The organism is Methylocaldum sp. RMAD-M (genome assembly GCF_017832375.1).
Classification (GTDB): Bacteria; Pseudomonadota; Gammaproteobacteria; order Methylococcales; family Methylococcaceae; genus Methylocaldum.
On the sequence record NZ_JAFIBZ010000024.1, the window covers coordinates 20,419 to 34,693 of the forward strand.

Annotated in this window: 15 protein-coding genes; 5 read left to right on the forward strand and 10 right to left on the reverse strand. The window is 56.5% G+C overall.

Annotated elements, in window-relative coordinates; all coding sequences use genetic code 11:
• Positions 1–300: 300 nt before the first annotated feature.
• Both JOD69_RS18510 and JOD69_RS18515 read right to left on the reverse strand, forming a co-directional pair.
• Positions 301–1,722 carry a hypothetical protein gene (locus tag JOD69_RS18510; RefSeq protein ID WP_086134343.1) on the reverse strand — a complete coding sequence of 474 codons (1,422 nt, stop codon included), beginning with the start codon at positions 1,720–1,722 and terminating at the stop codon, positions 301–303.
• Between the two features lie 572 nt (positions 1,723–2,294).
• Complete coding sequence (locus JOD69_RS18515) at positions 2,295–2,861, reverse strand: hypothetical protein (RefSeq protein ID WP_240502403.1); 567 nt, start codon at positions 2,859–2,861, stop codon at positions 2,295–2,297.
• 529 nt (positions 2,862–3,390) lie between these two features.
• Here JOD69_RS18515 and JOD69_RS18520 point away from each other — a divergent pair.
• The 4 genes from JOD69_RS18520 to JOD69_RS18535 all read left to right on the forward strand — a co-directional run bounded on the left by JOD69_RS18520 (position 3,391) and on the right by JOD69_RS18535 (position 6,001).
• Positions 3,391–4,056, forward strand: a complete 666-nt coding sequence (locus JOD69_RS18520) for a hypothetical protein (RefSeq protein ID WP_086134342.1) — start codon at positions 3,391–3,393, stop codon at positions 4,054–4,056.
• Between the two features lie 221 nt (positions 4,057–4,277).
• On the forward strand, positions 4,278–4,700 hold the full coding sequence (locus tag JOD69_RS18525) for a hypothetical protein (protein ID WP_086134341.1): 423 nt from the start codon (positions 4,278–4,280) through the stop codon (positions 4,698–4,700).
• A 231-nt stretch (positions 4,701–4,931) separates the two neighbouring features.
• On the forward strand, positions 4,932–5,402 hold the full coding sequence (locus JOD69_RS18530; protein WP_077728921.1) for a GNAT family N-acetyltransferase: 471 nt from the start codon (positions 4,932–4,934) through the stop codon (positions 5,400–5,402).
• Positions 5,399–6,001 (forward strand): class I SAM-dependent methyltransferase, encoded by a 603-nt coding sequence (locus JOD69_RS18535; RefSeq protein ID WP_086134340.1) that lies wholly within the window; start codon positions 5,399–5,401, stop codon positions 5,999–6,001. Before JOD69_RS18530 ends, JOD69_RS18535 begins: the two co-directional genes overlap by 4 nt.
• 229 nt (positions 6,002–6,230) lie before the next feature.
• Here JOD69_RS18535 and JOD69_RS18540 read toward each other — a convergent pair whose 3' ends face one another.
• Positions 6,231–7,457 (reverse strand): tectonin domain-containing protein, encoded by a 1,227-nt coding sequence (locus JOD69_RS18540; RefSeq protein WP_086134339.1) that lies wholly within the window; start codon positions 7,455–7,457, stop codon positions 6,231–6,233.
• A gap of 132 nt (positions 7,458–7,589) precedes the next feature.
• Here JOD69_RS18540 and JOD69_RS18545 point away from each other — a divergent pair, with 132 nt between their 5' ends.
• Positions 7,590–8,009 carry an MAPEG family protein gene (locus tag JOD69_RS18545; RefSeq protein WP_086134338.1) on the forward strand — a complete coding sequence of 140 codons (420 nt, stop codon included), beginning with the start codon at positions 7,590–7,592 and terminating at the stop codon, positions 8,007–8,009.
• 62 nt (positions 8,010–8,071) lie between these two features.
• Here JOD69_RS18545 and JOD69_RS18550 read toward each other — a convergent pair whose 3' ends face one another.
• From JOD69_RS18550 to JOD69_RS18580, 7 genes are all read right to left on the reverse strand, one after another.
• Complete coding sequence (locus JOD69_RS18550) at positions 8,072–9,070, reverse strand: cytochrome D1 domain-containing protein (RefSeq protein ID WP_077728815.1); 999 nt, start codon at positions 9,068–9,070, stop codon at positions 8,072–8,074.
• A 4-nt stretch (positions 9,071–9,074) separates the two neighbouring features.
• The gene (locus JOD69_RS18555) at positions 9,075–9,608 is read right to left on the reverse strand and encodes an SRPBCC family protein (RefSeq protein WP_086134337.1); all 534 of its coding nucleotides are present in this window, start codon (positions 9,606–9,608) and stop codon (positions 9,075–9,077) included.
• A gap of 57 nt (positions 9,609–9,665) precedes the next feature.
• Positions 9,666–11,105 carry an exodeoxyribonuclease I gene (gene sbcB, locus JOD69_RS18560; protein WP_086134336.1) on the reverse strand — a complete coding sequence of 480 codons (1,440 nt, stop codon included), beginning with the start codon at positions 11,103–11,105 and terminating at the stop codon, positions 9,666–9,668.
• A 153-nt stretch (positions 11,106–11,258) separates the two neighbouring features.
• Positions 11,259–11,441, reverse strand: a complete 183-nt coding sequence (locus tag JOD69_RS18565) for a DUF539 domain-containing protein (RefSeq protein ID WP_077728812.1) — start codon at positions 11,439–11,441, stop codon at positions 11,259–11,261.
• A gap of 321 nt (positions 11,442–11,762) precedes the next feature.
• Positions 11,763–12,983 (reverse strand): NADH:ubiquinone reductase (Na(+)-transporting) subunit F, encoded by a 1,221-nt coding sequence (nqrF, locus tag JOD69_RS18570; protein ID WP_077728811.1) that lies wholly within the window; start codon positions 12,981–12,983, stop codon positions 11,763–11,765.
• A gap of 18 nt (positions 12,984–13,001) precedes the next feature.
• Positions 13,002–13,610, reverse strand: coding sequence for an NADH:ubiquinone reductase (Na(+)-transporting) subunit E (gene nqrE, locus JOD69_RS18575; protein WP_077728810.1), 609 nt, complete (start codon positions 13,608–13,610; stop codon positions 13,002–13,004).
• Entirely contained in the window at positions 13,610–14,275 is a 666-nt protein-coding gene (locus JOD69_RS18580) for an NADH:ubiquinone reductase (Na(+)-transporting) subunit D (protein WP_086134335.1), read from the reverse strand. The genes nqrE and JOD69_RS18580 overlap by 1 nt, the downstream gene beginning before the upstream one ends.

The following is a 14,275-nucleotide window of genomic DNA, read 5'->3' on the forward strand; positions in this document are numbered from 1 at the left end:
GTTAAGCCGAAGAACGCCCCCCGGCACGGAACCGTTTATGCGATTGGAATGCCGGGGTCCAGAGGACATGGATGGCAGCGCACCAATCGCGAATGATGCGCTTCACCTTCGTTCAGCACATCCTACGAGCCCGTAGGATGCGCTGAGGTACGACAAATCGGCAGGAAAGCCGATTTGCACGCAAAGCGCCCGAAGGGGACGGCACATGAACGTGCCGTATGACAAATTGGCCGGAAAGCCGATTTATACGGCGGAGCCGCCCGCAGGTCATGCGCACAGCCCGGCGTCCCGCCGGCGTCGTCATAACGACTTCAGATACTCGACTAGATCGCGTTTTTCCTGATTGCTCAGTCCTAAATCGAAGCGTGCGTCGTAACTGTCCACCACGTCCAGCAAGGTTTTGAACCGACCGTCGTGGTAAAAACGCCCTTTGTTCTCCGGACGCATGAAAAGGCCGCGTTCACGCACGAAAATCCCGGCCAGGTTCATCGTCTTGTAAGCGTCTCCGGGAGCACGATTCGCCTGAAAACCGTCGATCCTCATCTCGTCGGGTGTATGCAGGTTCCAGCCCGGCTCGGTCCACAGCGGCTCGACATGGCAACTCCCGCACTTGGCTTTGCCGCCGAACAGTTCGCTCCCCCGTTCGGCCGCCCCTGCATCGAAGTCCACGCCGGCTTTCGGCTTGGGTGCGGGCAGAGCCAGCTGAAAGAAATGGAGCGCCGGCAGCTTGGGAGTAACCTGATCCTCTTTCGGATCGACGGATATGTGGCCGAATTCTTTCGCGGCAGCGATCGGAAACTTATCGGCGTCATCCAGCCGGGGATCGAAGAAGGTACCGACCCCGCGCAGTTCCAATACCGCCACGAATGCATTCCAGTAGGTCACCGTACCCCAGTCGCCGGTCCAGGCGTGCTGATTGTAGCCGGCAAGCCCAAAGGCGTCGGGAATGAGCGTGGCAGCCGGCTTGCCTTCCGGGGTGAACGCCTTGCCGTCGAGGAGGAGTTGCGCATCGAACTTGCCGGGTCCCCAACTCTGTAGCACGTCGCGGACTTGGGAGTCGGTAATGTCGGGGTGAACGATTCTCAGCAAATCGACGATTGGTTGCAGGTTCGGAGCGAGGGCGATGATGGCCCCGACGTTGAGATCGTGATTCGCCCAGCCGTCCAAGCGCTCGCCGACGCCCGGAGCGAGCGAGTCATTCACGGTGGAGTGACAAAGGGCGCAGGTGAGACCCACGGATTTGAGCGAACCGTCGGAATTGAACGTGCCTTTGACGCCCAATACGGCGTCCTGCTTGATCAGGGCCAGCGTAACCGCGACGTCGCTCAAATCGACCGCCCCCTGCTCGAGTTGCTGGACGACTGATCCCGGCAGCGCCTCTACGTCGACCTTTAGCCCCAAGTCCAGGGCTTGTTGCGGTGTCAGTCCATTACCGATTCCGCCGAAGCGTTCCCCTTCGATGGCTTTATGCAATTGAAGCGCATCACTCCAGAATTGCTCGTCGCCAAAACTATCGAAGCGAAAAATTTCCCGTCCTTGGGTAACCATCTGCGCGGCATTTTGGACAATTCGGTCGCGCTCCAATTGGGAAGCCGTGTTGGCCTCTGTTGATTTGCCGGTTCTGTGGGAATCATTGGCAAACGCCGCCAAGCTGAGCAAAAACCCCGCAAGTGACAGAAATAACGGGGTGATTGTCCGGGTGATAAGGCTGACTCTATCCATAAGTCTTTCCTCACTATTCCAGTATGAGTTTCCTGCTCATGAACGCGGCGGGCGTTTGTTATCGCTTCGGCACGAGGAGCGATTTTCGACAAACGCCCCTGGCTCTCGTGAAACGCTTAAGTAGCGAACCCGATGCCGCCATGGGTTTGGAGCGGGGGAGGCAGAAAAGCCCGATTACCCGATTCGGGCCTGTATAAAAGGAGACTCGGAATAGGTCGATTTTGTTCACAACTAGACACGCCCGGCACAAACGGCAGCGACGCCTGACCATCCGCCCGGCCCTGTCGCGAAGTTTCGAGGGCCGCCGGGATAGGCACCCTGTCGTGATCGAAAGGTTGGCGGATTGATGCAATACCGATCGGGAGTGTACGGATTGATGTGCGAACGCTTCTTATGGCGAGCGGGGCATGGCACGGGATTGATTCACGACAAGCGACCGATCGCTTGAAGAGATGCGCACCAAGACCTTCGAGAAACTCAAGGGGAAGGGGCCGCTTGTCATTTATGGCCGATGTATAGCCATCGCATGACCGTGCTCAGCCAGCGACAGGCCGCTTGTGCCCCGCATCGCCTCAATGCCAGCCGCCGTAGCGTTTTGTCGGATCGCCGCGGAAGCCGGAGGTGGTCTTGTCTTCCTCGGGAACGGTACTGCTCATCATCGCGGCCGCCATCAGGTTTTTCCGGGTATAGCCGCCCAGCGACTTGGCTTTTTCGGCGATGGCCGTGGTCTTGGGATTGATGTTGTATTGGCTCTCGAACGAGTCCACGATGGCCACTATGAGCGGCTCCGATCCTTCACGATACGCTTTCAGCAGGATCGGCAATGCGGTGCCGGCCGGAATGACGATGGAAAAGCGGTTGCTGCCTTCCAAGGATGTTTCCGCAATGGTGTTGCCTTTTTCGTCGGTGGCCACCACTTTTCCTTGGATGACGGGTTCCTTCTCGTCGTTTACCGTACCTCGCAGGGTCTGCTCTTTTTCGAATTTCTGCTCTTCCTGGAATTTTTGCGGCAGCCCCTGGAACATTTCAGCGGGTTTGTCCGACTCCCCGCATCCCGCTAGGAACACCGCCCCCGCAAGCACAATTGACGCGGTTTTGGGAAGTCTCTTCATCTTTGAAACCAGTTCATGCACAGCCATGGAAACCTCGGATCTTGCATGTGAATGAATAGAGCTATTGCTCGGACAGCTCAATCGGAATGGTATTTTTCAACCATTCTCTAGTTTTCTCTTATTAATCAAACGGTTGCCTGACTCGTCCGACGACATGAATCGGCATTAGATTCAGAGGCCATAGCATACACCAGAATCCATAGCAAACGAGTCAGGAATTCATTCGCCTGCCCGGCTGAGTACGTCTTGGCGTCTTTGGAATCCCCGTCTTCGCAAAAGAGTCCACCCAGTCTCCCACCTGGTTTTCCGTTTAGCACATTACGCTAAAGCCAATGCGTCCTATACGAATCGTCGCAGGCGCTGGATAGTGCTCCCTATCCGGCGACTCATTGTTTCCGAAAATGATTCGATACGGCTGCAGGCCTTGAAATTGCGGTGTTCAAGCCTCTGCACGGTGAATCCCGCGAAGTTTTCCGGCGCGCCTTCCTGTTTCCAACAGCCTGGGCAATGGCGAAAATGGAAAACATCAATACTTGCTCTTTGGAGGTCCCTGAGCATGGACATCATTCTGGACGGGCCGAGTCAACCGCCGCTTTCCTGCGGAAAACCCAAGTACCTCGTGATCCTGCTGCATGGTGCGGCATCGAATGGCGATGAGATCATCGAACTGGCGCTTGATTGGGCTCCCACCTTGAACAAAGCGGAATTCCTGGCGCCCAACGCACCCTGGCTTAGCGATGGGGAAAGCAATCGGCGCCAGTGGACTTGCCCGACCGACAACGCTCAACACTCGGGCGCTGGGCTGGACGAAGCCGCTGAACGTCTTCAGGTGTTTCTCGACGCTGTCCTCGCCAAACGGCGGCTGGAAGACAGCCAGCTCGCGTTGGTCGGTTTTGCCCAAGGCGCGGCTCTCGCGCTTCGCGCCGGCCTGATGCGGGCCAAGCCGCCGGGCGCGATCGTCGCTGTCGCCGGCGGCATCGATGAAGACCCTATCGAGCGCAATATGATTCGATCCAGTCCGCCGGTGTTATTGGTTGAGGCGGATGTGGAGGCCGGCGCCGGCGCGGTGGGCTTGAATCAGGCCCAGCACCAATTGGCCAAGTGGGGAATCCCTATACAAAGGTTGGCTAAACCCGGAAGTTATCACGGCCTCGACGATGACGGGGTGAGCATCATTGCCGATTACCTTCACCGAGCCTTGGTCAAGCCTAGCGCCGACTAGGCGCATATATCGATCTGCTCTTGGGATGGTAGCTCAAAGGATCTCGCGCCTCGGACTCCATGCGACTCGGCCTGCTAACAATGCAGCTGGTAAGCCCAAGGAGCCCCGAATCCATGACAGCCGAGAACCGGTAACCGCATGGGCCACCTCACTGCTTGTGTACTGGCGCGACGTAGCACGGGCATTCACTTTTGATTAATCGAAAAGCCAGGAGATTCAACGTGTCGCAATCGCAATCCGTAATCCTTAACCGCCCCGACGTGCCCACGCGCGAAGCGCTTCAGGAGGCCATCAAGGGGCTCAAGTTCAAGCTCTCCGTCGATGAGTCCTACGCTCCGTTCGAAAGCTCTGGCTATTTGCCCTGTACCATCAATGGCGAAGACAGTGGAGTCAATATCCGTTTCGATGCTTTGGAGCCTTATCTGGCCCGATTCCCCAACCTGCAGGCGCAGGCCGGCCAGCGCGACACCCTAATCACCTTGCGCTCGGAAGGCGATCCCCGTGAGGACGTGTGCGTGCTTATGATCGCAGCCGCCTTGGCGCAGAACTTTGATGCCATCGTCCATAATCCGAAGAAGGATGTACTATCCCCTGCGGAGAAGCTTATCAGTCAGGCGCGCAGCCAGTTCGCCGATCTGGATTAGTCGAGTGGGCCTTCAAGCGTGATAGCGGAGCCTGCTGGCGGCTCACGACCAGTGACGCCGATCGATCATGATATGCGCGCCTTCGCGCCGGCTGAACTTGGATGTTGAGGGTGTAGAAAACCTTAAACTCGAAAAAACCACGGCATGAAAAATCGGTCGATAGCGGACTTAATTTGGCGTGAAAATGAGACTTTTCCACAGCTTCGTCAGGCATTCACAGGAGAGGCGGCATTGAATCTGAGAATCGCAACAGACGAGGACATCTCTCAGCTGTCTCGTCTCCTTGAGATCCTGTTCGCGCAAGAAGAAGAATTCACGCCCAACGTCGCGCTGCAGGAGGCCGGTTTAAGAACGATCATCTCAAACCCTCAGGTTGGAGAGATCATGCTTGCAGAAGCGGACGGCAAGATCATTGGGATGGTGAGTCTCCTCTATACCGTCTCAACGGCGCTCGGAGCTCGGGCGGCGATCTTGGAGGACATGGTCGTTGATCCCATCAAGAGAGGCGACGGGGTTGGCAGCAAGCTGCTTGAATATGCGTTGCAGATTTCCCGCGAACGAGGATGTGCACGAATCACGCTCCTAACGGACGCCGGCAATCTTGGCGCTCAAAGATTCTACGAGCGGTTCGGCTTTACCAAATCGACGATGATCCCCTTGCGGCGCTCGCAACAATGCGACTGGCTGAAGTCCGAACAATGAATCGCGACGCCTACAACGCCATCGCCGAGTCATGGGATCGAGCGCGCAATGCCTTTTATGGCCGCGAGAAGGCGTACCTGGACACTTTTCTCCGCGATATGGCCGCGCGGTCCCCTATTTTGGACCTGGGCTGCGGCACTGGACGTCCGATGGCCGAGTGCATTTTGAACCAGGGGCATAAGGTCACCGGTATCGATCAGGCAGTCGAGCTACTCGAGCGCGCCAGAACGCGCATGCCGTCAGGGACCTGGATCGAATCGACGATCGAGGGATTCGAGACCGACGATCGTTTCGCCGGCGTTGTCTGTTGGGACGCCCTCTTCCACATTCCGCGCGAGCGTCACCCGGCTATCCTGGCCCGCATTGCCAAAATGCTTATCCCGAAAGGCCGACTGATGTTGACCGTGGGAGGGTCGGAGCATCCGGCGTTCACGGATACGATGTTCGGCGAGACGTTCTTCTACGACTCGTTTCCTCCGGAGAAGGTAATGTCTATGCTCGGCGAGCTGGGTTTCAGGCCACTCGTCGCCGAGTTCATGAACGAACCAAGCTCCGGCCGGGACAAGGGCCGCTACGCTATCGTCGCACACTTCGCTTAACGTCTCGATACGGCTGCCGTTTCCGGTTTGCCAGGGAGTAGACGCCCATACAAACGCGTCGAAAAACCCTCGACTCGAAAATTCAGCTTTTCGATCATCGACGAACCACAGACCCTAAGCTGTTCAAACCTTGGGGGATTCTAAGCCCGTTAGGGCGGCAAATTAATGATTGATTTAAAGGATTTACCCGATCGATGGCGCCCACTTTTTCGAGCCTGACTCATACTCATCAGGGGCAGGAAGCAGGGACTGTGTTACTCCAAAAACGATTAGTGAGATCGTTCGGATCCGGCCGGCCATCGTTTGCCGAAAAATTGATTATGATGCCGGAAAGACAAGGGATAGGGAGATCAGCGGCAATTTCCCCATCGGCATTGGCCGTCGTCGTCCAATAATACTCGGAGATTTCGTCTTGGCCGATGCGCACCCCGCGGATAGTCGTCTGTGTATTGGGGAGGAAGCCCGAGCCCGTTACGTGGAAGGCCGTTTCCAGGCCAGCTCCGGTGGTCGAGACGCCGAGGTTGGGCTCCGGTTGGGACGGCGGCGGCGGAGATGGTGACTGCGGCGGTGGTGGTGGAGGTGGCGCCGCGGGAGGAGGCGCTTCGGAGGGTTGCCAAGCCCATAACGTGCCGTCGGCCTTTACCGCCCAATGATCAAGATACCTTCCAGCGGAGATGCTGCTAAACCCTTCCCCTGGGATCTTTTGATATCCGATTCCATCGGTTGTAAACCAGACGGTCCCATCGGCAGCGACGAGCCAGGCTGTGCCATCATGGCTGACCGAGACATCTTCCCATTGCATTTCGCTGCCGATTCCCTCGGCAGGAAACCAGGCTTCATCGGGCGTCCCCACGTTGCCGCGCCACCAAAGAGCACCGTAGTTCGCTATACCCCACATTTGACTACGGTTGTTGCCGGCGAGTCGCTTAAAGCCGATCAAGGCACTTCGGTCCTCGAAATCGATACCGTTCCTCGTCATCCAGACAGACCCATCGGCGCGCGCGACCCATACGGTTCCATTAAACACCGTGACGTCCACCAATGGCCCGGCCAAGTTCTGCGGTACCTGCTTCCACGTTTCATCATTGCGCCGATGCCACAAAAAGCCGCTAGAAGTGATGCACCATACCGTGCCGTCGTACGCCACATCCACGCGTGCAAGTCCGCCGGGGCTTGCGACTTGACCGGCGATTCGGGGGGGCCAGGGGCCGCCGCCATGCCGCCAGAGGGTTCCGTCCTTGGCGATGAGCCAGACATCTGTTGCACCTGTATCCAGTTGCTTGGCGACGTCGCGCAGCTGAGGAAAAGAAACTTGCCCTGACTCGGTGGTGTCGATCACGGACCTCGGATACCAAACCCGTTCGTCAACTGCTCTTACGGTGCCGACGAACACGGTCAGCACTAAGACAGCCATGACACTGACAAGCTTGATTGTCCGCTTTGAAGGTGCTGGCATATCCGTGCCTTCTCCCGTGGTTATCGTGACGGGGCTCTAGTGATAAGGTCGGGGTTTGGGTTCGGTCATACTTCCCTATGACCGGCCTCCCGAAAAAAGTTCATAAGAGGCTCTATTTACGGGAGTTGATCGATGACGGTTCAGACGTACGATCTTGTTTATCCGATGCTAACACTGTTCTGCTGGACGTTTCTGATCATGCTCAGGAATGTACAGGTCAGAGTCCGGGCGGTTTTGAAGGGAGAGCTTACAAACGAATACTTCGAACTCTTCCGCGGCCCCGAACCTCCGGAAGAGGTATTGAAGACCGGGAACAATCTGAGAAATCTCTCAGAGTTTCCACCCTTGTTCTATGTCGCCGCCCTCGCAATTATGGTAACAGCGCGTACAGACGCTGTTTTCATTGCTCTCGCGTGGAGCTACGTAGCATTAAGGATCGGGCACAGCATGGTGCACCTGACGTTCAACAAAGTTCCCGTCCGCTTCTTTTTATTCATCCTGAGCAATGCCGTTCTGCTCGTAATATGGATACGGCTCGGTGTTCTGGTGTGAAACGGAACGAAGTCCCAATCGGAAAACGGCAGAGCGTCCATGCGTCAAACACGACACTGAAACTAGTGCGGATTCGCCTCAACCGCCTGTGCCACAAACTCGCCGAAGGCCCGACTGCCGTCACCGGTGGGAATGGTCTTTTCCAGTTGCAAGGTGTCCGCATTGATCACGGAAACGGAGTTGCTGAACCAATTGGCGACATAGATATGCTTGCCGTCGGGATGGGCGGCTATGCCTTCGGGGTATTCGCCCACCTTGATCGTGGCGATGACTTCGCCCCGGTCGGCCGCGATGACCGATACGGTGTTGTCGTATTGGTTCGTCACGAACAGACGACTACCGCCGGCGCCCAAAGCCACCGCATAGGGTCTGTCGCCGACCGGAATGGTTTTCAGTAGCGCCATGCTCTCCGCATCGACCACGGAGACGTCGTTGCTTTCCACGTTGGCGACGTACAGACGGCTGGCTCTTGAGTCCAGTGTGACGCCGAAGGGGTGCTTGCCGACGGTGACCGTTTTCTTGACTTCCAGCTCGGCGGCATCGATGAGCGAAACCGTGTCGTCGTCCCGGTTCGACACGTAAATTTTCGCTCCGTCCGGACTCACAGCGACACCGGAAGGAGAATGCCCAACCGGAATTCGCTTCAGTACTTTCGAGCTATCGAGATCGACCACGGAAAGATAGTGTCCGTACCAATCCGCCACATAGGCCCTCGTCCCGGCCGGATCGACCGCAATGCCCAACGGTCCCTCGCCCATGGGCAAGGTGGCGATCACGTTTTGGGTGCGTCCATCCAGAACCGTAACGTCTTTACTGCCGGGGTTGGTGACGCAAATCCTGGCGCCGTTTCGGCTGACGGCGACGCCGGCCGGCTCCGACCCGACTTTGACAGCCTTGACGACGGTTCCGCTCGCCGTATCGATCACGGATACGCTGTTGTCCTTTTGGTTAGTGACATAAGCATAGGGTTCGGCGGAAACGTCACCGACCGAGGAAAACAGGAGAGCGGTGGCGTACGCCACCGCTTTCGCCCGATTTACCGAATCGTAAACGCCAAACATGTCGTTATTTCTTCTCGGCAACGGCTTTCAGATTCGCCAATCCTTCCTTGTATAGTTCGGTAACCGCTTTGAGGGCGGCTTCATCGCTCTGCCCCGGCGGAGGATTGTTATTCATGAAGCTGCGATAAAAGGCGCCGTTCCATTCCACCTTGGAACCACCGGCCGGGTTCGGTTCGACTTTGATATTCGACGAATAATTGGCTACCGGCAGATCCTTGGGATCGACTTCGGTGATCTTGTATTGCATGGTCATTTTGGAGGCATCGTAGCTCTTGAGTTCTTCCTTGATCACGCCGCCGCTTTTCAGCTTGAGTTCCCGCGTCGCGCCTTTCTCGGTACCGCCTTGCGCCGTGGTGCTTTCAACCGGCGGCAACCATTTCTGCGGATTCGCCCAGTCGCCGACAAGGGCCCAAACCGCGTCCGGCGTGGCGTTGATGTCGACTGTTTCGGTAACCTTCTGACGGCTCGGACCGTGGGCATTCGCAAACCCCGCCCACAGCAACGACAGGACGGCGACTAATGACAAGAGCTTTTTCATTATTTTCTCCTGGTGTGAACGAACAAAGCCGAAAGTATAAGGCAAATTGCTTATGGGTTAGGAGATAATTTCCTGAGCGTAACGCCGCAGACTCGCGAGGATTTCCAGATCCTTGGCGGATAAGCCGGGAGATGTTTCCAGCGCATCGATTCTTGCTTGATATTCGCTCAGAACTATACTTCCGCCACATCCCTGAACCGTCAAGCGCCGGATGCGATACGCTTCCCAGCGGGCGGCTTCTTCCGCCGACAAAGTCTCGGAAAAGTTTCGAGCACGATAGCGGAAAACCAGCTCCGGCAGACGTGCATCCTTAAATGTTGGTTGCGCGCGGCTTAATTCATCGGGAGACAAACCGCGTAGCCATTTTAGAGTCGCGCGATCGGCATCGCCGATGAATCCGTCATACAGCATGAGATCGGGATCATCCATAACCATCTCGACACCGTTGAATTCCATCACTTCCTGGATCTTCTTCGCCAAGGTCCATTCCCGCTTGAGTAAATCGAGGTGGCGGTTACAGCGAGCAAGGTCGATTTGCAGCCGTTCCGCATCTTCGGGACGCAGAGCCGATAACGGCGCGATAACGGGGCATTTGTTGACGTGGACCGTTTTCAGCGGAACACGCTCGACGCCCGGCGGCAGTTTCGCAACCGGAGTGAACAGGCGTTCCCGAAGCTCTTCAGCACTCAGGGTGACGAGTGGCGTGGGATCGACGGAAAGATCGTAAACAACTATCCCGTTCGGATTTCGCGGATGCTTGACGAGCGCAACCACGACGGCAATACAGTGCCGCTCTGCGGCGAATTTTTCCGAAACGTGCAAGACCGGCTGCATTGCGCCGAACCGCAGCAATTCGAAGGCCTCTCTCTTCCCGCGATTAGAAAAAACGAAGTTGAAAAGCTTGGGCTGGCGCTCGCGAACCAAACGCGCTATGGCGATGGTCGCCCAGACGTCGGCCAAGGCGTCGTGCGCATTCTCGTGTTGTATTCCGTTAGCGACCGTCAGCGCGTCCAATCGTAGGCTCGGCCTGCCGGAATCGTCCGTGGGCCATTCGATGCCCTCGGGCCGGAGCGCCCGAGTCAGTCGCAGCATGTCGATGATGTCCCATCGGGAATTGCCGTTGCGCCATTCCCGTTCATACGGATCGAACAGGTTGCGGTAAAGACAGTTTCGGGTGACTTCGTCGTCGAACCGAATATTGTTATAGCCGGCTACGCAGGTTCCCGGCACCAAGAACTGATCATGAATCCTGGCGATAAATTCCGCTTCCGTGACGCCCCGCTCCGCAGCCAACTGAGGCGTTATGCCGGTAATCAGACAAGCTTCGGGTACCGGCAATACATCACGCGCGGGCTTGCAGAACAGCGTTACGGGTTCGCCGATCGGATTGAGTTCCAGATCGGTTCGAATGCCTCCGAACTGCGCAGGACGGTCGCGCCTGGGATCGGTCCCGAAGGTTTCGTAATCGTACCAATATAAGGAAGAGCAGGCGGACATGTGCCGGAAGTACCTAGGGTTTACGTGTCCAAGCGAGGAACGTAAACCGCCACGGTACTGTCTTCATCCGGCACATGGGTTGTTTGCGGGAAAAAATCGTTAATGTATTAGCGCCTATCCGCTGGCGACTGTGGGAATTAAAGCGCCTGTTGATCAGGAGTTTTCGGCCATAGCTTCGAGCTTTCGCCGCTTCTCGCATTTCTGAACGCAAACGCATTCGCCGTTGTTTACGCCTCCACAGGTGCCTTTGATGGCGCCTCGCCCGAACATGACGCCTATCGCCATAAAGAAGATAACGGCGGCTATCACCGCAAAAGTAATCAGAAACAGTGTCATCGTTCGCCTCGACTAATCCAATAAGGATGATCTTAAGGCAAGCCCCCATCGCGGGTTATTCCATTCGGCATTCGAGTGAACACTCATCGTAGGGTGGGTTAGCGGAGCGTAACCCACCGATTCGAGGTCACTCGGTGGGTTACGGCCTCGCGGCCTAACCCACCCTATAAAAATTAATGCCTTGTTGAAAGCGGTTTGGAATTACACCGAAACGGGTATGCCTTCAAAAAATGTTGTCGACTTTACTACGTTTTCCAAAAAAGAAAAGCGGGAGGCGCCCGAAAACCCCTCCCGCTTTCTCGGCCGGACGAACCGGGCGGACTAGCCGCCGAAATCGTCCAGCATGATGTTTTCCCTTTCCACGCCGATGTCTTCCAGCATTTTGATCACGGCGGTGTTCATCATCGGCGGACCGCAAAGGTAGTATTCACAATCCTCCGGCGCCGGGTGGTCCTTCAGATAGTTCTCGTACAGAACGTTATGAATGAAGCCGACGTAGCCGGTCCAATTGTCCTCCGGTTTCGGTTCGGAAAGACCGATGAACCACTTGAAGTTCGGATTTTCTTCCTGCAGCTTGTTGAAATCGTCCACGTAGAACATTTCCCGCAAGCTACGAGCGCCGTACCAGAAGGTCATCTTCCGCTTGCTCTTCAACCTGCGAAGCTGGTCGAAGATGTGCGAGCGCATCGGCGCCATACCGGCGCCACCGCCGATGAAGACCATCTCGTTGTCGGTGTCGCGGGCAAAGAACTCGCCGAACGGCCCGGAAATCGTCACCTTGTCGCCCGGCTTCAGATTGAAGATATAGGACGACATGACCCCCGGCGGAATGCCATTGGCTCCCGGCGGCGGCGTGGCGATACGGACGTTGAGCATGATGATATCGCTCTCTTCCGGATAGTTCGCCATGGAGTAAGCGCGAATGGCCGGCTCCTTGACGACGGATTCGTACTGCCACAGATTGTACTTGTCCCAATCGTCACGGAAGCGTTCTTCGACATCAAAATCCGAGAACTTCGCATGATAGGGCGGGCACTCGATCTGGATGTAGCCGCCGGCGCGGAAATTGACATGCTCGCCCTTGGGCAGTTCCAGCACCAACTCCTTGATAAAGGTCGCGACGTTATGGTTCGAGCGAACCGTGGTCACCCATTTCTTCACGCCGAAGACTTCGTCATGAACATGGATCTTCATGTTCTGCTTGACGGTGACCTGGCAGGCCAGACGATCCCCATCCGCCGCCTCTCGCTTGGTGATGTGCGAAAGTTCGGTGGGCAGAATGTCGCCGCCGCCTTCGTGCACTTTTACCCGGCACTGGGCGCAGGTACCGCCGCCGCCGCAAGCCGAGGATACGAACAGATTGTTGTCCGCAAGCGCAGTCAACAGCTTGGCACCGATGGGAACGTGGATGGTCTTTTCGTCGTTGATCAGGATATCGACGTTGCCGGATGCGACCAGCTTCGATTTCGCGCCGAGAATCACGAAGACCAGGGCAATGACGATCAGGGTGAAAAACAATACGCCTAGGATGATTTCCAACATTGTCTTATGCCCTGCCCCTTACAGTTGAATGCCCGAAAACGCCATGAAGCCCAGCGCCATCAGGCCTGCCGTGATGAACGTGATGCCCAGGCCGCGAAGTCCCGGCGGCACGTCGCTGTATTTCAGCTTCTCGCGAACGCCCGCCATGGCGGTGATCGCAAGAGCCCAGCCGAAGCCGCTGCCGACGCCGTAAACCACGCTTTCGTTGAAGTTGTAATCGCGCTCGATCATGAACAGGCTGCCGGCGAGGATGGCGCAGTTCACGGTGATGAGCGGCAGGAAGATGCCGAGAGCGTTATAAAGTGCAGGGAAAAAGCGATCCAGCACCATTTCCAGGATCTGCACGATCGCCGCGATCACGCCGATACACGCCATCAAAGCGATGAAGCTCAGGTCGACGTTTTCCAAACCCGCCCAAGACAGTGCGCCTTCTTTCAACAGATAGGTATAGATCAGGTTGTTGGCAGGAACCGTGAGCGTCTGCACGATGACAACGGCGATGCCGAGGCCGACTGCGGTTTCGATCTTCTTCGAGACGGCAATGAACGTGCACATCCCCAAGAAGAAGGCCAGCGCCATGTTCTCGATAAAGACCGACTTAATAAATAGGTTGATATAGGCTTCCATCAGTGTGCCTCCCCGTGAGCCGGCATGATGGCGAAGTCAGCCTTCTCGACTTGTTGCGGCTTCCAGGTACGCACCGCCCAGATCAGCAATCCGATCAGGAAGAAAGCGCTCGGCGGGAGCAACAGCAAGCCGTTCGGGACATACCAGCCGCCGTCCTTCAAAAGAGGCAGCACGTCGATGCCGAGCAGTTTGCCGGAACCGAACAGTTCGCGGATGACGGCGACGGTGATCAGAATCAGGCTGTAGCCGAGGCCATTGCCTATGCCGTCGAGAAAACTTTCCCACGGCGGATTCTTCATCGCATAGGCTTCCGCGCGTCCCATGACGATGCAGTTGGTGATGATCAGACCTACGAACACCGACAATTGCTTGCTGATTTCGTAAGCGAACGCTTTGAGAATCTGATCCACCACGATCACCAGCGAGGCAATAATCACCATTTGAGCGATGATACGAATGCTGCTCGGAACGTGATTGCGGATGAATGCGATACCGGCGCTCGAGCAGGCGGTGACCGAGGTCAACGCGAGGCTCATGATCAGCGCGGTCGATAGCTGCGAAGTCACCGCCAGAGCGGAACAGATCCCTAACACCTGCAGAGTGATGGGGTTGTTATCGACTAACGGTTCGACAAGAACTTTCTTGTGTTCTTCATTAAGGTTCAT

Coding starts and splice junctions, on each gene's coding strand:
- JOD69_RS18535 (WP_086134340.1), top strand. CDS start 5,399: ATGAATCGCGACGCCTACAACGCCATCGCCGAGTCATGGGATCGAGCG.
- JOD69_RS18565 (WP_077728812.1), bottom strand. CDS start 11,441: ATGACACTGTTTCTGATTACTTTTGCGGTGATAGCCGCCGTTATCTTC.
- JOD69_RS18540 (WP_086134339.1), bottom strand. CDS start 7,457: ATGCCAGCACCTTCAAAGCGGACAATCAAGCTTGTCAGTGTCATGGCT.
- JOD69_RS18510 (WP_086134343.1), bottom strand. CDS start 1,722: ATGGATAGAGTCAGCCTTATCACCCGGACAATCACCCCGTTATTTCTG.
- JOD69_RS18545 (WP_086134338.1), top strand. CDS start 7,590: ATGACGGTTCAGACGTACGATCTTGTTTATCCGATGCTAACACTGTTC.
- nqrF (WP_077728811.1), bottom strand. CDS start 12,983: ATGTTGGAAATCATCCTAGGCGTATTGTTTTTCACCCTGATCGTCATT.
- JOD69_RS18555 (WP_086134337.1), bottom strand. CDS start 9,608: ATGAAAAAGCTCTTGTCATTAGTCGCCGTCCTGTCGTTGCTGTGGGCG.
- JOD69_RS18580 (WP_086134335.1), bottom strand. CDS start 14,275: ATGAACCTTAATGAAGAACACAAGAAAGTTCTTGTCGAACCGTTAGTC.
- JOD69_RS18520 (WP_086134342.1), top strand. CDS start 3,391: ATGGACATCATTCTGGACGGGCCGAGTCAACCGCCGCTTTCCTGCGGA.
- JOD69_RS18550 (WP_077728815.1), bottom strand. CDS start 9,070: ATGTTTGGCGTTTACGATTCGGTAAATCGGGCGAAAGCGGTGGCGTAC.
- JOD69_RS18515 (WP_240502403.1), bottom strand. CDS start 2,861: ATGGCTGTGCATGAACTGGTTTCAAAGATGAAGAGACTTCCCAAAACC.
- sbcB (WP_086134336.1), bottom strand. CDS start 11,105: ATGTCCGCCTGCTCTTCCTTATATTGGTACGATTACGAAACCTTCGGG.
- nqrE (WP_077728810.1), bottom strand. CDS start 13,610: ATGGAAGCCTATATCAACCTATTTATTAAGTCGGTCTTTATCGAGAAC.